General features: G+C 71.1%; 22 protein-coding genes and 1 riboswitch. Of the genes, 11 read left to right on the top strand and 11 right to left on the bottom strand.

Translation table 11 applies throughout. The features are described from left to right. Positions 1–14: 14 nt before the first annotated feature. Positions 15–1,286 (top strand): metallophosphoesterase, encoded by a 1,272-nt coding sequence (locus tag ACIA8F_RS01105; RefSeq protein WP_399376250.1) that lies wholly within the window; start codon positions 15–17, stop codon positions 1,284–1,286. Between the two features lie 148 nt (positions 1,287–1,434). Next, complete coding sequence (locus ACIA8F_RS01100; RefSeq protein WP_399376059.1) at positions 1,435–2,247, top strand: hypothetical protein; 813 nt, start codon at positions 1,435–1,437, stop codon at positions 2,245–2,247. A gap of 3 nt (positions 2,248–2,250) precedes the next feature. Here ACIA8F_RS01100 and ACIA8F_RS01095 read toward each other — a convergent pair whose 3' ends face one another. The 3 genes from ACIA8F_RS01095 to ACIA8F_RS01085 form a co-directional block, all read right to left on the bottom strand. Next, positions 2,251–3,093: a hypothetical protein gene (locus ACIA8F_RS01095; RefSeq protein ID WP_399376058.1), complete on the bottom strand. Its 843-nt coding sequence runs from the start codon at positions 3,091–3,093 to the stop codon at positions 2,251–2,253. Positions 3,094–3,340: 247 nt separating this feature from the next. Next, complete coding sequence (locus ACIA8F_RS01090) at positions 3,341–4,390, bottom strand: aldo/keto reductase (protein WP_399376249.1); 1,050 nt, start codon at positions 4,388–4,390, stop codon at positions 3,341–3,343. A gap of 167 nt (positions 4,391–4,557) precedes the next feature. Further along, positions 4,558–5,040 carry a hypothetical protein gene (locus ACIA8F_RS01085; protein WP_399376057.1) on the bottom strand — a complete coding sequence of 161 codons (483 nt, stop codon included), beginning with the start codon at positions 5,038–5,040 and terminating at the stop codon, positions 4,558–4,560. Between the two features lie 1,077 nt (positions 5,041–6,117). Between ACIA8F_RS01085 and ACIA8F_RS01080 the strand changes: the two genes are divergently transcribed. Continuing rightward, positions 6,118–7,230 (top strand): glycosyltransferase, encoded by a 1,113-nt coding sequence (locus ACIA8F_RS01080; protein WP_399376056.1) that lies wholly within the window; start codon positions 6,118–6,120, stop codon positions 7,228–7,230. Between the two features lie 70 nt (positions 7,231–7,300). Here ACIA8F_RS01080 and thiC read toward each other — a convergent pair whose 3' ends face one another. Further along, the gene (thiC, locus tag ACIA8F_RS01075; protein ID WP_399376055.1) at positions 7,301–9,088 is read right to left on the bottom strand and encodes a phosphomethylpyrimidine synthase ThiC; all 1,788 of its coding nucleotides are present in this window, start codon (positions 9,086–9,088) and stop codon (positions 7,301–7,303) included. After that, positions 9,083–9,227: riboswitch (TPP riboswitch) on the bottom strand. It overlaps the preceding gene by 6 nt. Positions 9,228–9,299: 72 nt before the next feature. Here thiC and ACIA8F_RS01070 point away from each other — a divergent pair. Then, positions 9,300–10,715, top strand: coding sequence for a YibE/F family protein (locus tag ACIA8F_RS01070; protein WP_399376054.1), 1,416 nt, complete (start codon positions 9,300–9,302; stop codon positions 10,713–10,715). Positions 10,716–10,895: 180 nt separating this feature from the next. Here ACIA8F_RS01070 and ACIA8F_RS01065 read toward each other — a convergent pair whose 3' ends face one another. The 4 genes from ACIA8F_RS01065 to ACIA8F_RS01050 all read right to left on the bottom strand — a co-directional run bounded on the left by ACIA8F_RS01065 (position 10,896) and on the right by ACIA8F_RS01050 (position 13,171). Continuing rightward, positions 10,896–11,345 carry an SsgA family sporulation/cell division regulator gene (locus ACIA8F_RS01065; protein ID WP_399376053.1) on the bottom strand — a complete coding sequence of 150 codons (450 nt, stop codon included), beginning with the start codon at positions 11,343–11,345 and terminating at the stop codon, positions 10,896–10,898. Between the two features lie 97 nt (positions 11,346–11,442). Continuing rightward, positions 11,443–12,180, bottom strand: a complete 738-nt coding sequence (locus ACIA8F_RS01060) for an IclR family transcriptional regulator (protein ID WP_399376248.1) — start codon at positions 12,178–12,180, stop codon at positions 11,443–11,445. A 291-nt stretch (positions 12,181–12,471) separates the two neighbouring features. Next, a complete protein-coding gene (locus tag ACIA8F_RS01055; protein ID WP_243331368.1) occupies positions 12,472–12,690 on the bottom strand; it encodes a DUF5326 family protein in 219 nt (72 codons plus the stop codon). 163 nt (positions 12,691–12,853) lie between these two features. Continuing rightward, positions 12,854–13,171: a cupin domain-containing protein gene (locus tag ACIA8F_RS01050; protein ID WP_399376247.1), complete on the bottom strand. Its 318-nt coding sequence runs from the start codon at positions 13,169–13,171 to the stop codon at positions 12,854–12,856. 90 nt (positions 13,172–13,261) lie between these two features. On the opposite strand from ACIA8F_RS01050, the gene ACIA8F_RS01045 reads away from it, so the two are divergent. From ACIA8F_RS01045 to ACIA8F_RS01030, 4 genes are all read left to right on the top strand, one after another. Continuing rightward, on the top strand, positions 13,262–13,645 hold the full coding sequence (locus tag ACIA8F_RS01045) for a phage holin family protein (protein WP_399376051.1): 384 nt from the start codon (positions 13,262–13,264) through the stop codon (positions 13,643–13,645). Positions 13,646–13,657: 12 nt separating this feature from the next. Continuing rightward, complete coding sequence (locus ACIA8F_RS01040) at positions 13,658–14,149, top strand: low molecular weight protein-tyrosine-phosphatase (RefSeq protein WP_399376050.1); 492 nt, start codon at positions 13,658–13,660, stop codon at positions 14,147–14,149. Then, the gene (locus tag ACIA8F_RS01035) at positions 14,146–15,309 is read left to right on the top strand and encodes a cystathionine gamma-lyase (RefSeq protein WP_399376049.1); all 1,164 of its coding nucleotides are present in this window, start codon (positions 14,146–14,148) and stop codon (positions 15,307–15,309) included. Before ACIA8F_RS01040 ends, ACIA8F_RS01035 begins: the two co-directional genes overlap by 4 nt. Positions 15,310–15,425: 116 nt before the next feature. Then, positions 15,426–15,905: an NUDIX domain-containing protein gene (locus tag ACIA8F_RS01030; RefSeq protein WP_399376048.1), complete on the top strand. Its 480-nt coding sequence runs from the start codon at positions 15,426–15,428 to the stop codon at positions 15,903–15,905. Between the two features lie 29 nt (positions 15,906–15,934). On the opposite strand, the gene ACIA8F_RS01025 is transcribed toward ACIA8F_RS01030, so the two are convergent. Next, the gene (locus ACIA8F_RS01025; protein ID WP_399376047.1) at positions 15,935–17,221 is read right to left on the bottom strand and encodes a globin domain-containing protein; all 1,287 of its coding nucleotides are present in this window, start codon (positions 17,219–17,221) and stop codon (positions 15,935–15,937) included. 121 nt (positions 17,222–17,342) lie between these two features. Next, positions 17,343–17,993, bottom strand: coding sequence for an HAD family hydrolase (locus ACIA8F_RS01020; RefSeq protein WP_399376046.1), 651 nt, complete (start codon positions 17,991–17,993; stop codon positions 17,343–17,345). Positions 17,994–18,117: 124 nt separating this feature from the next. Here ACIA8F_RS01020 and ACIA8F_RS01015 point away from each other — a divergent pair, with 124 nt between their 5' ends. From ACIA8F_RS01015 to ACIA8F_RS01005, 3 genes are read left to right on the top strand one after another with little or no spacing between them, the layout of a single operon-like run. Further along, complete coding sequence (locus tag ACIA8F_RS01015; RefSeq protein WP_399376045.1) at positions 18,118–19,005, top strand: GNAT family N-acetyltransferase; 888 nt, start codon at positions 18,118–18,120, stop codon at positions 19,003–19,005. Between the two features lie 17 nt (positions 19,006–19,022). Continuing rightward, positions 19,023–19,487, top strand: a complete 465-nt coding sequence (locus tag ACIA8F_RS01010) for a GNAT family N-acetyltransferase (RefSeq protein ID WP_399376043.1) — start codon at positions 19,023–19,025, stop codon at positions 19,485–19,487. A gap of 51 nt (positions 19,488–19,538) precedes the next feature. After that, a complete protein-coding gene (locus tag ACIA8F_RS01005; RefSeq protein ID WP_399376042.1) occupies positions 19,539–20,714 on the top strand; it encodes a winged helix DNA-binding domain-containing protein in 1,176 nt (391 codons plus the stop codon). Positions 20,715–20,723: 9 nt separating this feature from the next. On the opposite strand, the gene ACIA8F_RS01000 is transcribed toward ACIA8F_RS01005, so the two are convergent. Next, on the bottom strand, positions 20,724–22,109 hold the full coding sequence (locus ACIA8F_RS01000) for a serine hydrolase domain-containing protein (protein WP_399376041.1): 1,386 nt from the start codon (positions 22,107–22,109) through the stop codon (positions 20,724–20,726). Positions 22,110–22,115 lie beyond the last annotated feature (6 nt).

Genomic DNA, 22,115 nt, shown 5'->3' with positions numbered 1-22,115 from the left:
ACGGCAGCGCGACGGTGGTGGAGGGGTCGATGACTCAGGGGGCCGGTCAGGGACCCGCGGTGCGGACGGACACCGAGCGGGACTTCCGGTTGCCGGTCGCCGAACCCGCCGCGCATCCCGTTCATCCGGGAGCCGCAGCAGCCGTGTCGGCCGCCGCCACGGGGTTCGGGGCGGACGCCCCCGTCTACGGCGAGTACCCCGCGTACTACGACGCGGGCCCGCCTCCCATCCCCGCGCAGCACGGGTACGGCCACGAAGCCCCGTACGGCGCCACCCTCGACCTCGGCACCGGCCCCGGCGAGCCCGCCGGCCGGCCGATGGGCCACGCCTCCGAGGAGGGTGACCCCGACGGGTACACCCCGACGCAGCGCGACCTCCCCGTCATCGGGCGCGGCGCCCTCGGCGGCCCCGGCGACACCGTGCAGATCCAGTACGTCCCCCAGGAGACCCCGGGCGAGGGCCCCGGCCCGCTCTACGTCGTCGGCGACGTCCACGGGTACATCGACGAACTCGTCGCCGAACTACAGTTCCAGGGGCTCATCGACGCCGACCGCAACTGGTCGGCCGGCAACTCCCGGCTCTGGTTCCTCGGCGACTTCACCGACCGCGGACCCGACGGCATCGGGGTCATCGACCTCGTCATGCGGCTCTCCGCCGAAGCGGCCGCCGCGGGCGGCTACTGCAAGGCCCTGATGGGCAACCACGAGCTGCTGCTCATCGGCGCCAAGCGGTTCGGGGACACCCCCGTCGTCTCCGGCGCCGGCACCGCCACCTTCCAGGCGGCCTGGCTCCTCAACGGCGGCCAGCGCACCGACATGGACCGCCTGCAGGACGTCCACCTCCAGTGGATGTCCCGGCTGGACGCGGCGGTCCTGGTGGACGACCACCTGCTCCTCCACTCGGACACCACCGCCTACCTCGACTACGGAGACTCGGTCGAGGACGTCAACGACACCATCCACGAGCTGCTCAACCGCAACGACGCCGACATCACCTGGGACCTGTTCCGCAAGTTCACCAAGCGCTTCGCCTTCCGGGACGAGGAGACCGGCCCCCAGGCCGTCCGCGAACTCATCGGCACCTACGGCGGCAGCCGCGTCGTGCACGGGCACAGCCCCATCCCCTACCTGCTGGGCGAAGTGGGCACCGAGGACGGTGACGGCGCACACGGCCCCGAGGCCGTGGTCGGCCCGCACGTGTACGCGGAAGGCCTGGCCATCGCGATGGACGGCGGCGTGACGATGGCGGGCAAACTGCTCGTCGTGCAACTCCCGCTGAACGACTGAGGCTTCCCGGAGCTGGGTATTTCCGGAAAGCCCCTGTCGACGTACGGCGTGGGCGCTCTACCATCGCTCTATCCGTAGCAGGCTCTCCTCCGTTTGTGCCGGCGCCCCGTTCTACACGGACATACCGGTCCCCACGGAGCATCGGGGGATGCACATGACCAGCGCTCCGCACCTGCTCGCCGAAGACCGACCGGAGTTCGATCGGCTCCTCGACGAGGCGCTGCGCACGGCGAACGCCAGGCCCGAGCTCGCCGCCCTGGGCGAACGGCTGAACGCCGAACAGCTGCGCACCATGGCCATGGGGGCCACCGGGCTGCTGACGGCCGCGGCCGCAGCCGAGTACGACCATTACGTCAAGATCCGCAAAGAGCGACAGAGCGAGATCCTGTCCACCCCCGGAACGACGGGGGAGGAGGACGACGGACAGGGCGGCGGCGCGGGCGTCAGCGCCGTGGTCGCGGTCCTCGCACCGGTCCTGGCCGGCACCGCCATGCTGATCTTCCTGCTGGTGGGCTACATCTTGAAGATGATCGAACCCGAACCTGCCTTCGCCGACACGATGCTGACGGCGGGTTGGCTCTTCGGCGGGCTCACCGCGGCGGCGCTGCTGTTCGCCGTGGTCGGACTGCTCGTGACGGCCGTCCGCAACAGTTCCACCGAGGTGGCGGCGGACGAGACCGAGGCCGTGCCGGACGAGGTGGCCCGGGCGCGGGAGGCCTGGCGCCACGCCCTGCTGGAGCGCGGCATCGTGCCGTTCCTCCGGGACGCGCTGGCCGATCCCAGCGCGGGGACCGGCTTCCCGGCGCCCCGGAAACCGGGAACCGGGCGCATCCCCAACCTGGGATACACCCGGCCCGATTTCACCAGCCCGGGGGCCCCGGCTGAGGGGCCCCGTCCCGGTTTCTCGTCCCCGGACTTCACGAGTCCGGACTTCGGCGGCCCGGAGCCCGAGCCGCAGTGAGCGCTACCGGCCGTTCGGCGAGCCGGAGTGAGCCAGGTCGCCCTTCCACTCGATGCCCTTGCCGCGCAGGCCGATCGCCGGGTTCGGTGCCGGCAGGAGCTGGGTCCAGGCCTCGTCCCAGATGAAGTTCATGCCGTTCACGTCGCCGTGGGTCTGGAACACCTGTCCGGTCGTGGTCAGCACCTTGATGAACGCGTCATTGCCCTGGGACGCGATGGAGATGCCACAGGCGATGCCGACGGGGAAACCCGGGTTGTCGTCGGGGTCGCTGATGTTCTGCCAGACCGGCACACCGCCCGGGGTGGACGCCCGTCCCGCGTAGGCAACCCCGCCCGAGAGGGCGGCGTGGAAGTCCTCGGTGTTCGAGGGCGAGTAGCTGTCGATGTCATTGCACGGGCCGGTGGCACCAGTGGCGCCGGTAGCGCCCGTCGGACCGGTGGCACCCGTCGGGCCGGTGGGCCCGGTCGGACCGGTAGCACCCGTGGGGCCGGTGGCGCCCGTCGCTCCGGGGTAGCCGCGCGGCCCGGTGGGGCCGGTCGCCCCGGTCGCGCCGCGGGGTCCGGTGTGGCCCGTCGCGCCCTTCGGGCCGCGCGGGCCCCGCGGACCCGTCGGGCCCACCCTGCAGTCGTCGCGACCGCCCGCGACCGGCGCCTGGGCCGGCACGGCCGCTCTGTGGCGCTGGGACGCGCAGTGGTCCAGACCCCCGGGCGACTCGGCCAGCGCGATGGCCGGAGTCGCCAGGCCCGCCAGCACCAGCGCCACCGACGCGAGCGTGCCGCCCGTCAGCCAGCCGGCCCGTCGGGGCAACGGCCCCAGGTAGGTACGGGTCTTGTTCTCAGAACTCATGTACCGCTCCTCGCACACACCGGATCGAATCGACCTGCGAAGCCCGGACATATGACCGGCCTCCGCGGGCCATCCTGGGGACCCGGCGCCCGCACGTCCGATCGGCACGCCCGACGGTCAGCGGAACGGCGCAGTGCACACCGCCACTTGGCGGCCCGCAGCACGTCCACACGGGTCTGCGCGTGCACCATGTTTCACGTGAAACAACCGGCGCTGTTTCACGTGAAACATCGGAGCGATCGCCCGCTTAGCCGGCGGACCGGTCTGCCGGCACCCGCCGCCGCTGCGCGAGGTCCGCCAGCGCCGGGGAGCGCCAGGCACCGTCCGGGTGGTACAGGTTCCGGCCCGGCTCCACGATCTCGTCGATCCGGTCGAGGGTTGCGTCGTCAAGGACCAGGCCGACGCCCTTCAGCAGCGCTTCCAGCTGCTCCATGGTCCGCGGACCGGTGATCACCGAGGTGACGGCGGGATGCGCCAGCGGGAAGGCCACCGCCAGCTCGGGCAACGTGCAGCCGATGGAGTCGGAGAGCTCAACCAACTGCTCCACGGCCTCCAGCTTCGCGATGTTGCCCGGGATCGCCGGGTCGAAGCGGGCCGGAGTCAGCGCCGCGCGCCCCGAGGTCATGTCGACGGCACTGCCGAGCCGGTACTTCCCGCTCAGGAACCCCGACGCGAGCGGACTCCAGGTCAGGACGCCCATTCCGTACCTCCGGGCCACCGGCAGCACACTGCTCTCGATGCCGCGCGCGAGGATCGAGTACGGCGGCTGCTCGGTCCGGAACCTCGGCAGGGCCCGCCGTTCGGCGACATGGTGCGCCTCGACGATCTCCTCGGCCGGGAAGGTGGAGCAGCCGAAGGCCCGTATCTTGCCGGCCCGGACCAGATCGCCGAGGACCGAGAGGGTCTCCTCGACGTCCGTGCCCCGGTCGGGGCGGTGCACCTGGTAGAGGTCGATCCAGTCCGTGTCCAGCCGGCGCAGGCTGTCCTCGACGGCGCGCACGATCCAGCGGCGGGAGTTCCCGCTGCGGTTGCGGCCCTCACCCATCTGGAAGTGCACCTTGGTCGCGAGCACGACCTCGTCCCGCCGGCCCTTGAGGGCCTTGCCCACGATCGTCTCGGACTCGCCGGCGGAGTACATGTCCGCGGTGTCCACGAAGTTGATCCCGTGATCCAGCGCGGCGTGGATGATCCGTACGCACTCCTCGTGATCCGGATTTCCCACCGCGCCGAACATCATCGTGCCGAGGCAGTGCGTGCTGACCTCGATGCCGGTCCCACCCAGAATTCGGTATCGCATGCTCATGGGGCCGCACTGTAAGAGGTGGAGCGCGCTCCAACGCAACCCCCCGCGACCGGACCACGACGGCCCGGACCGCCTCCCGGACCGGTGTCCGGAGGGCGGCCCGGGCCGCGTCGGTACTGCCTGTGTACCAGGTCGGCTCAGATCGGTTCAGGCACGCGCGATCACTTGCCCGGCTTGGCCCGGTGAGCGGAATCGGCCTTGAGGTCACCCTTGAACGCGCCTCTGAGGAGCACGGCCGGGGTGGGAGTCGTCTGCTGGATCCAGCCTTCGTCCCAGACGAAGGTGCCGCCGTTGATGTCGCCGTGCGTCTGCCACACCGTCCCGGTCGCCGTCACCACCTTGACGAACGCGTCATTGCCCCGGGACTCGATAGCGACGCCGCAGACGTTGGCCGGGTAGTTGGGGTTCGCGGGATCGGTCATGGTCGCGACCGTGTTGGTGAGGTCCTGCCAGGCGATGGCCCCGCCCACGGTGGAGGCCTTGCCCGCGTACGTCTTCCCGCCGGTGAGCACGGCTTGGAAGTCCTCGGTGTTCGAAGGCGTGTAGGCGTCGATGTCGGAACACGCACCCGTGGCACCCGTCGCGCCCGTGGCCCCCGTGGCGCCCCTGGGCCCGGTGGGACCTGTGGCACCGGTCGCGCCCAAGGCACCCGTAGCTCCGGTCGGTCCCGTTGCACCCATCGCGCCAGTCGGGCCCGTCGCACCATTGGTTCCGGTGGGACCCGTCGGACCGGTCGCACCATCAGTACCGGTGGGACCCGTGACGCCCGTCGCACCGTCGGCACCCGTGGGGCCGGTCGGACCCGTCGGACCCGTCGGACCGTCAGTACCGGTCGCACCCGTGGCGCCCGTCGCACCGTCAGCACCCGTAGGCCCCGTCGGGCCGGTGGCCCCGTCGCACCATCAGTACCCGTGGGACCCGTGGCGCCCGTCGCACCGTCAGCACCCGTGGGGCCCGTCGGACCCATCGGGCCCGTCGCACCATCAGTACCGGTCGCACCCGTCGCGCCCGTCGCACCGTCAGCACCCGTAGGCCCCGTCGCCCCAGTGGCACCCGTCGCGCCGCTTGCCCCCGTCGCGCCGGTGGGACCTGTCGGCCCCGTCGGCCCTGTCGACCCCGTCGGGCCTGCCGGCGGACAGCCGTGGTCGTGCCCGTCGTAGTGGTCGCGCCCGTCGCCGTCCCCCCACTCATCGTCCCTGCCGTCGCCCCCGCCACCGCCCCGGTACCTGTCCTGCGGCGGACCGTCGTACCGCTCGCAGTCCTCGCCTCCGCCTCCGCCCGACGGGGCGGTGGCTCTCACCGCCGTGACCATCGGCTTGGCCAGCGCCACGACGGGGGTGGCCATGCCCACGAGGACGAGGGAAAGCGAGGCCAGGGCACCTCCCGCGATCCAGGCACGGTTGCGGGGGACGGGACCAAGGCCGAGCTTGGTCTGGTGCTCACGACTCATCTGCAGCGCTCCTTCGGAACGGAATGCGAGCCGGACGCAGGGGGCCCGGCTGCGAGTTCGAACGTCCTTGGGGCTTACGGACGGCGCCGCCCGGATCTTGAGAGGGCGGGGAGGTTTATCAGCAGAACGGCTTAGCGGAACGGCCTACCGGACGCCTCCGAACGGATGCGTCGCCGCCCATCGGGTGGTACCGCCACCGGCGTGCCGCCGACCCATCGGCGGCCCCACTCCCTAACGTCGCCCGCGATCCGTCCGACGAGAGGGTGCTGCGGTGAAGCCGACCATCTGTCTGAACATGATCGTCAAGAACGAGGCGCCGACGATCCGGAAGTGCCTGGAGTCGGTGCGCCCCTTGATCGACACCTGGGTGATCGTGGACACGGGCTCCACCGACGGCACCCAGGACGTCATCCGGGACTGCTTCGCCGACCTGCCCGGCACGCTCCACGAGCGGCCGTGGAAGGGCTTCGACGGCAGCCGCACCGAGGCGATCGAACTCGCCCGCTCCAGCGCCGACTACCTGCTCTTCATCGACGGCGACGACGAAATGCAGATCCGGCCCGGGTTCCGCATGCCGGAGCTGACCCTCGACGCGTACCAGGTCGCGCTGCACGACGGCCCGATCGTCCACTGGCGGCCGGCACTGGTCTCCACCCGGCTGCCCTGGCGGTACGTCGGCGTGCTCCACGAGTACATCGACTGCGGCGCCGAGTACGGCCGCGACGTGATCGAGGGCTTCAACATCCTCTCCGTCGGCGGCGGGGCCCGCTTCCGCGAAGAGGGGCAGCGGGCGAAGTACCTGCGCGACGCGGACGTCCTCACCGAAGGCCTCGCGAAGGAGCCCGACAACGCCCGGTACGCCTTCTACCTGGCCCAGAGCTGGCGCGACGCGGGCGAGCCCGCGAAGGCGCTCGCCGCCTACGACCACCGGGTGGCCATGGGCGGCTGGGCCGAGGAGACCTACTGCGCGCAGCTCTACGCCGCACGGCTCGCGGTCACCCTCGAAAGGCCGCCGTCCGAGGTGATGGACCGCTACCTCCGGGCGCACGAGAGCCGCCCCTCGCGGGCCGAGGCCCTCGGCGACCTCGCCCGGCTCTGCCGCCTCGAAAGCCGCTGGCCGCTCGCCTACCTGTTCGCCCGGCAGGCAGTACGGGTGCCCCGCCCGGACGACATCCTCTTCGTCGAGTTCGCCTGGCACGACTGGCGCGCACTCGACGAACTCGCGGTGGCCGCCTACTGGACCGGGGAGTACAAGGAGTCCGCGGACTGCTGCGCACTCCTGCTCCGGGACGGCAAGCTGCCCGAGGACCAGCAGGACCGGGTCCTCGCGAACCTCGAGTTCGCGCGGCGCAAGCTCGGCGTGGGCTCCCCGAGCTTCGCCTGACGCACCCGACGGCGGCCCGCGACTCCCCCCTCGGTGTCGCGGGCCGTCCGTTCGTGCCGTGGACGGGAGGTCAGTCCGCCAGCGGCAGGTACACGCGGTTGCCCGCGGCCGCGAACTCGGCGGACTTCTCCGCCATGCCCGCCTCGATCTCCTCGGCGCCCAGATCGCCGCCGTGCTGGCGGCGGATGTCCTGGGAGATCTTCATCGAGCAGAACTTCGGACCGCACATGGAGCAGAAGTGCGCGGTCTTGGCCGGCTCGGCCGGGAGGGTCTCGTCGTGGAACTCACGGGCCGTGTCCGGGTCGAGGGCCAGGTTGAACTGGTCCTCCCAGCGGAACTCGAACCGCGCGTCCGACAGGGCGTCGTCCCATTCCTGGGCGCCCGGGTGGCCCTTGGCCAGGTCCGCCGCGTGGGCCGCGATCTTGTACGTGATGACACCGGTCTTCACGTCGTCGCGGTTCGGCAGGCCCAGGTGCTCCTTGGGCGTGACGTAGCAGAGCATCGCGGTGCCCCACCAGGCGATCATCGCTGCGCCGATGCCCGAGGTGATGTGGTCGTACGCGGGCGCGACGTCGGTGGTCAGCGGGCCGAGCGTGTAGAACGGCGCCTCTTCGCAGATCTCCTGCTGGAGGTCGATGTTCTCCTTGATCTTGTGCATCGGGACGTGCCCGGGGCCCTCGATCATCGTCTGCACGTTGTGGCGCTTGGCGATCGTGTTGAGCTCGCCCAGCGTCTTCAGCTCCGCGAACTGCGCCGCGTCGTTGGCGTCCGCGATGGAACCGGGGCGCAGGCCGTCACCCAGGGAGTACGTGACGTCGTACGCCGCGAGGATCTCGCAGAGCTCTTCGAAGTTCGTGTAGAGGAAGTTCTCCTTGTGGTGCGCCAGGCACCAGGCGGCCATGATCGAGCCGCCGCGCGAGACGATGCCGGTCTTGCGGCGGGCGGTCAGGGGCACGTACGACAGCAGCACGCCGGCGTGGACCGTCATGTAGTCGACGCCCTGCTCGGCTTGCTCGATGACCGTGTCCTTGTAGATCTCCCAGGTCAGGTCCTCGGCGCGGCCGTCGACCTTCTCCAGCGCCTGGTACAGCGGCACGGTGCCGATCGGCACGGGGGAGTTGCGCAGCACCCACTCGCGGGTGGTGTGGATGTTGCGGCCGGTCGAGAGGTCCATGACCGTATCGGCGCCCCACTTGGTCGCCCAGGTCATCTTGTCCACCTCCTCCTCGATCGAGGAAGTGACCGCGGAGTTGCCGATGTTGGCGTTGACCTTCACCAGGAACCGCTTGCCGATGATCATCGGCTCGATCTCGGGGTGGTTCACGTTGACCGGCATGACCGCGCGACCTGCGGCGATCTCCTCGCGGACGACCTCGGGGGAGACGTTCTCGCGGATCGCGACGTACTCCATCTCCGGGGTGATCTCGCCGCGGCGGGCGTACGCGAGCTGCGTGACCGCGGCGCCGCCACGGCCTCGGCGGGGCTGGCGGGGACGGCCCGGGAAGACCGCGTCGAGGTTCTTGAGGCCACCGCGCGGCGAGGTGTGCTTGATGCCGTCGTCCTCGGGGCGCACGGGGCGGCCCGCGTACTCCTCGGTGTCGCCGCGGCTGATGATCCAGTTCTCGCGCAGCGGCGGCAGGCCGCGGCGCACGTCGGTCTCGATCTGCGGGTCGGTGTACGGCCCGGACGTGTCGTAGAGCGTCACGTCCTTGCCGTTGGTGAGGTGGACCTGGCGAACCGGCACCCGGATGTCGGGGCGGGAGCCCGCCACATATCCCTTGTGCCAGCCGGGCTGGCGCTCGTTCTGGCCGTCGGCGTCCTGGCTGACGGCAGGCGTGCGTGCGTCCTGAATGGTCATGAGACCTAATCTCCCTACGCCGGCATTACCCGGTAACAGGTTCGGCGGTCGACGCAGCCTCCTCCCGTACGCATCTTCGAATGCGAACGGTGATCAGCGCCCTCTCAGCCCGGTGCTCCGAGCTCCCGCGTTGTGCAAAGTAGCCCCCACGCTAGCGTCATGTGTGGCGTGCTGAACAGTGGGCCCCCTCATCTGTTGCGATGATCAGCCAGTGACGTCCTCGCCGCAGCCCCCCACCGAACCCACGGATCCCGCCGGCCACGCAGGTCATGCCGGCCACGCAGGCCACGCGCACGCGGACCCCGGCCATTCGCCCGCCGCCCCTTCCGGCCACTCCCACGGCCATGCGCACAGCCATGGCCCGGCGGCCCCCGTCTCGAAGCACCTGCGCAAGGTGATCGCGGCCGTACTGATCCCCTTCGCCGCCGCCGTCGTGATCGGCATGGTCGTGCTCTGGCCGGGCGGTGCGCCGGGCCACGAGCGCACCGGCGTCGGCTTCGACCGGCAGACCCAGCAGGGCACGGTCGTCGCGCTCCAGCACGTCGACTGCAAATCCGTGAACGCCGCACAGGTCCCGCCGACCGGTGACGCCTCCACCCCCGAGGGGCGCGAGGCCATCGCCGCGCAGAACGGCGAGTGCAAGAAGGCCACGGTCAGGGTGGGCAGCGGTCCCGACAAGGGCCGCGAGTTCGTCGAGATCGTCCAGCCGGGCGCCCCAAGGCAGTTGACGGACGGCCAGGACGTGGTGGTCGCCTACGCGCCGGACGCGCCCCGGGACCTCCAGTACTCCGTGATCGACGTGAACCGCAAGCTGCCGATGGCCCTGCTCGCCGGCATCTTCGCCCTCTCCGTCGTCATCGTCGGGCGGATGCGCGGGCTGTTCGCGCTCATCGCCCTCGTCGTCAGCTTCGCCGTGCTGACCCTCTTTATCCTCCCGGCGATCCTGCAGGGGTCGAATCCGCTGGTCGTGGCCGTGGTCGGAGCCAGCGCGATCATGCTGATCGCGCTCTACATGTGCCACGGGCTGACGGCACGCACCTCGGTGGCGGTGCTCGGCACGATCATCTCGCTGCTCCTGATCGGCCTGCTGGGCTCGCTGTTCATCGACTGGGCGTTCCTGAGCGGCAACACGGACGACAACACCGGGCTGATCCACGGGCTCTACCCGAACATCGACATGAGCGGTTTGCTGCTTGCGGGTGTCATCATCGGATCGCTCGGCGTCCTCGACGACGTGACCGTCACGCAGACCTCGGCGGTGTGGGAACTCCACCAGGCCGACCCGTCGATGGGACCGCGCGGGCTGTACCGGGCGGGCATCCGGATCGGGCGCGACCACATCGCCTCGGTGGTGAACACGCTGGTACTGGCCTACGCGGGCGCGGCGTTGCCGCTGCTCCTGCTGTTCTCCATCGCGAACAGCAGCATGGGGTCGGTGGCCAACAGCGAGCTGGTCGCGGAGGAGATCGTGCGGACCCTCGTGGGCTCGATCGGCCTGGTCGCCTCGGTCCCCGTGACGACGGCCCTGGCCGCGCTGGTGGTGTCCGCGGACCGCACGCAATCCCCGGCGGCCACAGCGGCCTCGGGGCCGCTCCGCGGCGGCCGGGGTCGGCGGCGCAAGCGCTGAAACGTGCGGACCGGCGGGCGCGACGGGTCAGTTCGCGCACTCGGCCGGTCGTGAGGAACGGCAGGGTGGAGCGCTCAGCGCGTCGGCACGCTGAGCCGCGGTGCGTAGCTTCGGTGGTGCGGGTGGTGCGGATGGTGCCGTCATGCAGGTCGTGCCGTCGGGTCTCCGGCCGGGCCGGCGTCAGCCCGCGTTCTGCTCGTTCTGCTGCGACTCCGCCAGGATCTTGTCGAGCGCCTCGTCGAGGTTCTCCTCGAAGTCCCCGAGGTTGCGCTCCTGGCCGAGCGGAACGATCCGGTCGGTGCGGTCGAGGAACGCCACGAGTGGCGCCGCGCTCGCGCGGAAGAGAGCCCGGTCCGCGCCTACTTGCAGCCTGATGTGGACATCGGACAGTTCCTCCGGCTCGGTCGGGGCGATGTGCACATCGCCGTCACCGCACGGCTTGTTGATGCCGTCCAGAAGAAGCTCCCGGCCGAACGCCCAGGTCACGGGCGCATCTCCGGGAAGGTGGAAGGTCAGGCGGACTGCGTAGGGGTCACGAGCGTCGTACCGGAGTTCCACCGGAATCCGGAACGAGAGCTCCTCGGAAACGAGGAAACTCATCATGACCTCTGCCTGTACCGACTCGCGCATTGCCTACCCCGCTGTAGTGGAAGTGGCCAGGAATGATCCCCCAAGGCCCTCTTGACAAGAGTGGTGTAAGCGCTTGCAGATCACAAGGAGTGAGTTTTCAGATACTGATAGAGAACGAGAGGGTGCTCAACAGCGCGCCTACTTCACTCCGTAGCCGATCGACCGCATACAGCAATCGGTCTTCATGGTGCAGGGGGAGAGAAATCGCCATCGTCGCGGCGGTGTCGCCGGCCGTGATGGGGATGGCCGCGCACACCGTGCCCAGGGAGTATTCCTGCCTCTCCGTCACCGGCTGCATCCGCTCCATGGAGGCGATGCGCTGCTCCAGAGCCCGTAGATCCCGCACGGTGTAGGAGGTGATGGCCTCGACCGGATGACGGTCGTAGTAGTCCCTGCGCGTCTTCTCGTCGAGCTGGCCGAGCAGGCACTGCCCGATCGCGTGCGCGTGGCCGGTCTCGCGGAAATCGGCCCACTCCTCGCAGGCCGGGTGGGCCGGAGTGTCCGAGACACCCACGACCTCGATTTCACCCTCGCGGTAGACGGCGAAGTAGACGGGGGCCCCGACCGCGTCGCGGAAGTGCGCGAGGGAGTCGAGGATCATGCTGCGACGTTTCTGCTGAAGTCCGCCACCGGCCAGTCGGCCCGCGGCGTCCCCCAGGACGAAGACCCCGCTCTCCCGTCGCAGATAGCCCTCGTGCGTCAGGGTGCGCAGCAGGTGGTACGCGGTGGGAAGCGGGAGCCCGGCCTCGCGCGCCAGTTGTTTCGCCGGGGCTCCCTCACTATGGGAACCCACCGCTTCGAGCAGCCTCAGTGCCCGCTGCACCGAACCGATCAGAGTCGGCACACCGGCGTTGTGAACCGAAGACAAAGCTCACCCCCAGGCGTGGCGGCGAGCCTTGGGAGGGCCCGCCCTGCGGGGGCCGCCCCCGCGTGTGCCGTGACTCCTGGGGGTCGTGCTCGGTGTCTGTAACAGAGAACCGCAGGTCAGGGCGGCAGTACCGGCGTTCGGTGCCCAGGGAACGGCACAGATTGCCACTCTATCCGCCGATTCCCGGGCCGTGAGCGGTTTAGGGCTTCACGTTCCCTCAGCTGGGTTAATCCCGGTGTGACCCTGGTTGCGCCAGTTCTACCACTCTCCGGCGGAGGACTTCGACTCGGTGCCCTTGAACTTCCTGACGACGAAGATCAGGCCTCCGACGAGGGCCACGAGGAGCAGCGCCTTGAAGAGGAAGCCGATCAGCGCACCGATGATGCTGGTGATCACACCACCGAAGACGAACAGCACCAGCAGCGGGACCGCGACCCACTTGACCCACCAGGGCATGCCCTCGAATATCCCTCGGATGCCTTCCATGTCCTCGACCTCTTCTTCCTCGTCCGTCTGTCCGTGACTTCCTGCTCTCGATGCTAGGAGGCCACGGCTCGCGGCGGGGGCCCGCGAGCCCCCGTAGTCCCCTGATCCGACCCCTAGGGGGACGGGGCTCCGGACCCTCAGAACCGGGGTCCGTTCACCCTTCCGGCGGAGAGAAGACGACCATGACCTTCAGGTTCTCGGTGATGTGGTGGAACTTGTGCGGCACCCCCGCCGGCACGTAGATCACGCTCCCGTTGGCCACCGTCGTGGTCTCCTCCCCGACGGTGATCGAGGCCCGGCCGCTCACGACGAAGTACACCTCGTCCTGGCCGTGCGGCTGTTGGGGATCGCTCTGCCCGGCATCCAACGCGTACAGCCCGACCGACATGTTCCGCTCGCGCAGGAACTGCAGGTAGGCACCCTGGTTCGCGGCCCGCTCGGCCTCGAGGTCGTCCAGCCGGAAGGCCTTCATCGTCTTCGTACCCCTTGTGCTCTTGAGTCCGGCAAGCATCCGCAGATCAGCTGATGTTCCGCCGCGACCTTCTCTGCAACGATCAGACACATGACGAATTTCGTAGTCAAGACCCTCGCCAACGCGGCAGCCCTGGGCGTCGCCATCTGGCTCGTCGCGGGCATCACGCTGAACGACGGCAGCAGCATGGGTCACCGCGTGCTGTCCCTGATCCTGGTCGCGCTGATCTTCGGCCTGGTCAACCTCATCGTCAAGCCCGTGGTCAAGCTGCTCTCGCTGCCGCTCTTCGTCCTCACCCTCGGCCTCTTCACCATCGTGGTGAACGCGGCGATGCTGCTGCTGACCTCGTGGCTGGCGAGGCAGTTCGACCTCAGCTTCCACGTCGACGACTTCTTCTGGTCGGCGATCGTCGGCGCCCTGATCATCTCCATCGTCTCCTGGGCCCTGAACATGGTCCTGCCCGACAAGAACTGAGGCCGGGCGTCCATGTACCGCGTGTGCTTCGTCTGCACCGGCAACATCTGCCGCTCGCCCATGGCCGAGTCGGTCTTCCGCTCCCACGTGGCCGACGCCGGGCTCTCGGGCCTGGTCGAGGTCGACAGCGCCGGCACCGGCGGCTGGCACGAGGGGGACGGGGCCGACCCGCGCACCATGGCCGTCCTGGAAGCCGCCGGGTACGAGCCGGGCCACCGGGCCCGGCAGTTCCGGGCCTCGTGGTTCGCCGGCCTCGACCTCGTCATCGCCCTCGACGCCGGTCACCTGCGGGACCTGAGGGCGCTCGCTCCCACCCCCGAGGACGCCGCCAAAGTCAGGCTGCTGCGGTCCTACGACCCGGCGGCCTCCGCTGCCCAGACCGACGTACCGGACCCCTACTACGGCCCCCTCGACGGATTCGAGGAGTGCCTTCAGCTGGTCGAGGCGGCGAGCCCCGGCCTGCTGGCCGCCGTCAGCGAAGCCGTGAAGGAGCACACCCCATGAGCGCCCCCGACCCCGTGCAGCCGAAGGCGCAGCGGCTCGGCGACGGCACCGTCGCCGTCCGTGCAGGCCTGCCGGAGCCCGTCAAGAACGAGCCTCCACTGCCCGGTCCCGTCTTCGCCGCCCACTTCCACCTTCCCGGCGACGTCGAGGGTCCCTACGCCTACGGCCGCGACACCAACCCCACCTGGACCCTGCTGGAACGGGCCATCGGTGAGCTGGAAGCCCCCGGTCTGGACGGGGCCGAGACGGTCGTCTTCGCCTCCGGCATGGCAGCGGTCTCCGCCGTCCTGCTCTCCCAGGCACGCGCCGGCGAGACCGTCGTCCTGCCCGACGACGGCTACCAGGTCCTGCCCCTCGTACGGGAACAGCTGGAGGCGTACGGGGTCCACGTGCGCACCGCCCCCACCGGCGAGGAGGCCCAGCTCTCGGTGCTCGACGGGGCCCGGCTGCTGTGGCTGGAAACCCCGTCCAACCCGGGGCTCGACGTCTGCGACGTACGCCGCCTGGTGGACGCGGCGCACGCCGGCGGAACCCTCGTGGCCGTCGACAACACCCTCGCGACCCCGCTCGGCCAGCGCCCCCTCGAACTGGGCGCCGACTTCTCGGTGGCCAGCGGCACCAAGGGGCTGACCGGCCACGGCGACCTGCTGCTCGGCTACGTCGTCTGCCGCGACGCCGAACTCGCCGCGGGAATCCGCCGCTGGCGCAAGGTGGTCGGCGCGATCCCCGGCCCCATGGAGGCCTGGCTCGCCCACCGGTCCCTGTCGACCATCCAGCTGCGCGCGCAGCGCCAGTGGGCCAACGCGCTCGCCGTCGCCGAGGCCCTCGCCGACCGCGCCGACGTCACCGGGCTGCGCTACCCGGGCCTGCCGTCGGACCCGTCCCACAAGACGGCCGCACGTCAAATGCGGGGCTTCGGCTCCGTGGTCTCCTTCGACCTGGCCGGCCGCGCGCATGCGGAACGGTTCATGGCCGCCCTGCGTCTCGTCGAGGACGCCACCAGTTTCGGCGGCGTGCGGTCCACCGCGGAGCGCCGCCGGCGGTGGGGCGGCGACGCCGTCGCGGAGGGCTTCATCCGCTTCTCCGCGGGGGCCGAGGACACCGAGGACCTGGTCGCGGACGTGCTGCGGGCGCTCGACCTGGCGGCCGCGGAGAGCTGACCGGCCGTCCGGGTGGGGTCCGAGCACGCCGTCCGGCGGCTCGGACCGCCCGGGTTCCCGCCCGGCGGTTTCACCGGACGCGTTTCAGAAGCGGACGTCTGGGCCACTCTTCTCCCATGACCGAACGTCCAGTGGTCAAACGCACCGCCCGCGCGATCCTGCTCGACGGTGGCGACCTGATCCTCATCAAGCGGACCAAGCCCGGCGTCGACCCGTACTGGCTCACCCCCGGCGGCGGCGTCGAGCCCACGGACCTGACCGTCGTCGACGCCCTCCACCGGGAACTCCACGAGGAACTCGGCGCGAAGATCACCGATGTCGTGCCCTGCTTCGTCGACACCGTCGAGCACATCGCCGACAGGGGAGTGACCGGCGTCAAGGTGCAGCACTTCTTCGTCTGCCATCTCGAATCCATGGACCCCAGCCAGCGGCACGGCCCCGAGATCGACGAGCCCGAGGGCGAGTACGAGATCGTCCGCGTGCCCTTCAGCCGTGTCGGCATCGCCGCCGTGCACCTCGTCCCGCTGTCCCTGCGCCACTACCTCGACGGCAACATCGAGGGCGTGCGCGCGATGCACGCCCCCGACCTGGGCTGACCCACCGCACGCGGGCGCCGCCGCCGTCATCAGCCGGCGACGCCCGCCAGTTCCTCCACCTCGTCGTGCCGGATCCGCTCACCGGGGATCCCGATCCTCTTCAGCGCGTCCACCCCGCTGCGGATCATCGCGGCCGGTCCCGAGACGAACGCGTCGTACGAGCTCCAGGGCCCGTGGGTGCCGACCGCCTGCGGGAGTTGTCCGGCGAGCCCCTCGTCGCAGACCACCGGGCGCACCGACAGCCAGGGGTGCGAGCGCTGCAGCCCCAGCAGGGTGTCCTTGTCGTACAGGTCGTCGTCGCTGCGGGCCCCGAAGAACACCTCCACCGGACGGCGCTCTCCGTGCTCGGCCACGTCCTCGATCAGTGCCTTGATCGGGGCGATGCCCGTGCCGCCGCCCAGGCACAGCATTCCGTTGTCGGTGGTGTGGTCGACCACCATCGATCCCGCCGGGGGCCCGAGGCGCAGCACGTCGCCGGGCCGGGCGTGCCGCACGAGGGCGTTGGAGACCCATCCCGCCGGTACGGCCTTGACGTGGAAGGACAGCAGTCCGTCCGCACGCGGCGCCGAGGCGAAGGAGTAGTGCCGCCAGATCCGCGGCCACCACGGGGTCTCCAGGGTCGTGTACTGGCCCGCGAGGAAGGGGTAGGGCTGGTCGGGGCGGACGGTGATCACCGCGATGTCGGAGGTGCGCAGATCGTGGGACACCACCTCCGCGTGCCACCACGGCGGCGCCTTGGGCTCGTCCTCGGCCGCCGCGTCGATCATGATCTGGGAGATCGCGGTGTAGGCCCGCACCCAGGCGGCCTCGGTCTCCGGCCCCCAGCCGTCCCCCGCGTACCTGGCCAGCGCCCCCAGCAGGGCCTCTCCCACCGGCGGATAGTGCTCGGGCCGGGTGCCGTACTTGCGGTGCCCCGTGCCCAGCCGGCGCAGGTAGGCGGTGAGCACCTCGGGGTTGTCGATGTGCTCGGCGGCCGTCAGCAGCGCCTTCAGCAGCCTGTCGCGCTGTACGTCCATCGCCGCGGGGAACAGCCCCCGCAGATCCGGGTGGGCCGTGAACACGAGGGCGTAGAAGTAGGAAGTCACCCGGTCGGCGACGGGCGCGATGTCCGCGAGGGTCCGGCGGATGAGCACGGCGTCGGGGGACGGCGCGGGAGAAGGTCCGGCCGATCCGGGGGAAGGTCCGGCGGATTCGGGAGAAGGTCCGGGGGATTCGGGGGAGGGCTCGGGCTCACCGTCCCCGGACGGTATCCGGGACGGCCCCCGTCTTGCCGATCTGGTGGGCGGAGCGTCCATGCGGTGCCTCGCTTCGAGCATCTCGGTAGGTCTGCACACGCCACGGCCTTCGAATCCGTGGTTCCGGGTTTCACAGCGTGCCAGTCCGCCCCAGAGCCTGCGGGGAAATGCGGGAATTCCGCGTTTCGAACCCACTTTCCCCTTAAGATGCCTCAACTCCCGTGCGTGCCACCCCTGTCAGCTGGTATGCCTCGCGCAGGTCCCGGCCCTCGTAGACGTGCGTCGCCTGCTCCAGCAGGTAGGGCCGGGCATTCACCGCGACCGAGAGCGGGACCACCTTGAAGAGCTCCACGTCGGTACTGGAGTCGCCGTACGCGACACAGTCGGCCCGCGTGACACCGAACTGCGCACACAGCCGATCGGCGACCGTGACCTTCGCCGCCGGCGTCAGGATCCCGGCCACGTCCACCAGCCGGGTGAAGGGCACCTCCGGGAAGACCGAGCCGTGCGCGGCGTGCGCGCCCCACTCCAGCAGGAGCTCCACGAAGAACGACGGCGACAGCGAGATCACCGCGCAGTAGTCCCCCCGCTCCCGAATCTCCTGCCAGACCTCCCGGATCCCCGCGAGCCACGGAGCCCCGTCGAAGGCCGCCCGGACGTGTGCCGGAGTCAGTTCCGCCCAGAGCTCCTGCACGGCCAGGGCGAACTGGTGCGGCTGGAGCTCCCGCGCGACGAAGGCCCGCTCCAGCAGGGTGATCTCGTTGGACAGCCCGAGCTGACGGGAGATCTCGACCGGCGAGGCCGAGCCGTACATCAGCGTCCCGTCGAGGTCGAAAAGGTGGAGGCGTGTCATAGCCATCGAGGCTAATGCCTTGGTTTCACGTGAAACAGCGCGTTGCCGCCGCCGCGATGTTTCACGTGAAACATCCACCCAAATCCTCTGGACCACGCCCGGTCCGATGAACCACCCTGAGGCCGTGACACCACCCCATCTCACCGCCCTTCCCATCCGCGCACTGACCGTGGACGACCTCCGCCACTGCGCCGATCTCTCCGAGGACCGCGGCTGGCCCCGCGAGGACCACAAGTGGGGGCTGCTGCTCGCCGCCGGGCACGGCTACGGCATCGACGCCCCCGACGGCGCGGGTCTCGCCACCGCCTGCGTGGTCACCCACTACGGGCCTCCGCAGGCCGATCCCGAACTCGCCGCCATCGGCATGGTCCTGGTCGCCGAGCGCTACGCCCGCCAGGGCCTGGGCCGGCGCCTGATGACGTACATCTGCGACGAGGTACTCAAGGGCGTTCCGCTCACCCTCCACGCCACCCCGTACGGGCGCCCGCTCTACGAGGAGCTCGGCTTCGAGACCACCGGCCGCGCCGAGATGCTCCGGGGCTCCTTCAGCCCGGACGCCGCCGGTCCCGCCCGGGACACCGTCCGCGTCCGGCCCGCCGGCGGCGAGGACATCGCGCGGATCCTGCTGCTGGACGCCGAGGTCTTCGGCACCGACCGGACCCACCTGGTCACCCGGCTGCCGGCCTTCACGGACCGGCTGCTCGTCGCCGAGGACGCCTCCGGTGAGCTGATCGGCTACGGAGCCATCTGGCCGAACATGGAGACCCATGTCATCGGCCCGCTGGTGGCCCGCGACACCGGCGCGGCCCGCGCCCTGGTCACCGCCCTCGCGGCGGCCACCGACCGGCCCCTGCGCACCGATGTCGACGTCCGCCACGAGGAGCTGCTCGGCTGGCTCAAGGAGCGCGGTCTGGGCTCCGTGGCCTTCAACGCCGTCATGACCCGTGACATCCCCGCACTGCCCGGTGACTGGACCCGCCGGTGGGCCCCGCTCACCGTGGCGGCCGGCTGAGCCAGGAGGATCCGCCCATGACCGACACCAGTTCCGGCCTGCTCATCCGTCCCGCCACCGAGGAGGACCTGCCCGCGATCGTCGCCATGCTCGCTGACGACCCCCTCGGCGCCACCCGGGAGTCCCCCGACGACCTCACCCCGTACACCGCGGCGCTCAAACGGCTGACGGAGGACCCGCACCAGCACGTGGTCGTCGCCGTCCGCGAGGGCCGCGTCGTCGGCACCCTCCAGCTGACCATCGTCCCCGGGCTGTCCCGCAAGGGGAGCACCCGTTCGATCGTCGAGGGCGTACGCGTCCACGCCGACGAGCGCGGCAGCGGGCTGGGGACCCGGTTCATCGAATGGGCGATCGAACGGTCCCGTACGGAGAACTGCTCGCTCGTCCAGCTCACCTCGGACGTGACCCGCACCGACGCCCACCGCTTCTACGAGCGGCTCGGCTTCACCGCTTCGCACGTCGGCTTCAAGCTCCAGCTCTGAGATCCCGTGGGGGCCGGGCCGCCGCCGGGGGCCCGGCCTACGATCGGGAGGATGAGCAGCCTTCCCCTCGTCAGCACGGCGGAGCGACGCCGCCGTCTCGGCCGCCGGCACCGCCTGGCCCCGTCGGCGCACGCCGCCACCGTGTCCGAGGCCGCGGACTCCGTCGTCGCCCTGCACGCCACCGATGCCGCGACCGTCTTCCTCTCCGCCCGCGCCCGGCTGCGCGAGGGCGCGACCGCAACGATCGAACGGGCCCTCTACGAGGACGTGAGCCTCGTACGGCTGCTCAGCATGCGCAACACGCTCTTCGCGGTCTCCACCGAACTCGCCCCGTACGTCGACGCCTCCACGGCCCGCGGGATCGCCGCGAAGGAGCGCCGCACCTTCCTCAAGCACCTCGACGAGGACGGTCAGGGCCTCGATGCCCACTGGCTGGCCGAGGTGGAGGGTGCCGTGCTCGACGCGCTCGACGCCCACGGCCCCTCCACCGGCAGCCAGCTCTCCGCGGCGGTACCCGCCCTGCGCCGGAAGTTCGTCTACGGCCGCGGCAAGAAGTACGAGACCGAGACCGGCGTCGCCACCCGCGTCATCCGACTGCTGGCCGCCGACGGCCGGATCCGGCGGGACCGGCCCCGGGGCTCGTGGACCTCCAGCCAGTACCGCTGGGTCCACACCCGGCCGTGGCCCGCCGTGCCCGCGGCCGAGGCCCGCGCCGAGATCGCCCGCCGCTGGCTCCACGCCTACGGCCCGGCCACCGGGGCCGACCTCAAGTGGTGGACGGGCTGGACCCTCACCGAGGTCCGCAAGGCCCTCGCGGCCGTCGGCCCCGACGAGGTCCGGCTGGAGGACGGCTCCACCGCGCTGGTCTGCCCCGGGGACACCGGACCCGAGCCGGCCCAGGAGCCCTGGGCCGCCCTGCTGCCCTCCCTCGACCCGAGCGCGATGGGCTGGGCGGACCGGGGCTTCCAGCTCGACCCCGCCCACCGGGCGCCGCTCTTCGACCGCTCCGGCAACATCGGCCCCACGGTGTGGTGGAACGGCGAGATCGTCGGCGGCTGGGCCCAGCGCGCCGACGGGGAGATCGTCCACCGGCTGCTGGGCGACCGGGGCGGCGAAGCCGGGAAGGCCGTCGCCGCCGAGGCCGTCCGGCTCGCCGCCTGGCTGGGAGAGGCCCGCATCACCCCGCGCTTCCGCACCCCGCTGGAGCGCGAACTCGCAGCGGGGTGAGGCGGTCCGTCAGCCGATGCCCCGCCAGCCCTGCGGGTCGACCCCGCCGGGCACCGGTGCCTGCGGGTCGTAGGGCTCGCGGGTGAACACGAACGAGCCGAGGTCGAGGTGGCTCACCGATCCGTCCGGCCGCCGCACGGCCCGCAGCGACTCCCCCGCGTAGTAGCCGCCCAGCCCGGTCCAGCTGCCGTCCGGCTCCGGCCGGAACCGCGCGGACCGGCCGTTCCCGCCCACCGGTCCCAGCTCCAGGAACCCGTCGTAGGTCAGCCGCACGGCCTGGGCCGACGTGCCCCAGTACCAGGGGCCGCACAGCTCCAGCGCGACCGGATCGGCCTCGCGCAGCGGCCGCCACGGCTCGGGGATCCGCGGCTCGGCGTCCGCGACGATGCCCAGGAGGTCCGCCGCCAGCGTCGAAGCGGGCAGCCCCGAGGTGCAGTTGGCCAGCACCACCGCGGCCACGTCGTCCGCTTCGCTCAGCCACAGCCCGGCGACGAAGCCGGGCAGCGAGCCGCTGTGGCCCGCGAGCCGGCGGCCGCCGCTCGGCGTCAGCTGCATCCCGAGCCCGTAACCGAGGTCGGCGAAGCCCGGCTCAGGGGGAGTGGCCGACGTGCGCATCTCCCGTACGGACTCGGCGCTCAGCACGCGCGCGTCGCCCCGTACGAGGAAGGCGGCGAACTTCGCCAGATCACCGGTGGTGGACCACAGCTGCCCGGCCGGGGCCATCAGCCCGAGGTCCTCCAGGGGCTCCGGCATCATCACGTCCGCCCACGGGTGCACCGCCCAGCCGCCGGCGTGCGGGGCCACCGGCTGCGCCGTCGTGCGCCCCAGCCCCAGCGGCTCCAGCACCTCGGCCCGGAGCGCTTCCTCCCACGGCCTGGACCGGACGGCTTCCACGAGCGAACCGAGCAGGGTGTAGCCGGGGTTGGAGTAGTGGTGGCGCCGTCCGGGCTCGAAGCGGAAGGGGCGCTCGCCCAGGACGTCCGAGAGCTCCGGCCGCAGCGTGCCCGCCGTGCGCTCCCACCACTCGCCGGGCGTCTCCGCCGCCAGTCCGGACGTGTGGGCCAGCAGCTGGCCCACCGTCACCTCGCCGACTCCCGTTCCCGGCAGGAACTTCTCGATCGGGTCGCCCAGTTCCAGCAGGCCTTCGTCCCGCAGCCGCATCACGAGCACGGCGGTGAACGTCTTGGTGATCGACCCGATGCGGTACTGCACGTCTCCGTCGGGGCCGTGTCCCTCGACCATGGTCCGGGACCCTTCCCAGACCACCTCTCCACCCCGCACCACGGCGGCCACCAGGGACGGAGCACGGCCTTCGCGCTGGGCGACCGCGATCCGGTGGCTCAGCGCACGGCGGGTCGCGGGCAGCAGGACAAGATCTTCAGATACGGCATCCATGGGGCG

The organism is Streptomyces sp. NPDC051563, assembly GCF_044454225.1.
Classification (GTDB): Bacteria; Actinomycetota; Actinomycetes; order Streptomycetales; family Streptomycetaceae; genus Streptomyces.
This window is presented reverse-complemented; position numbering and strand designations above follow the sequence as displayed.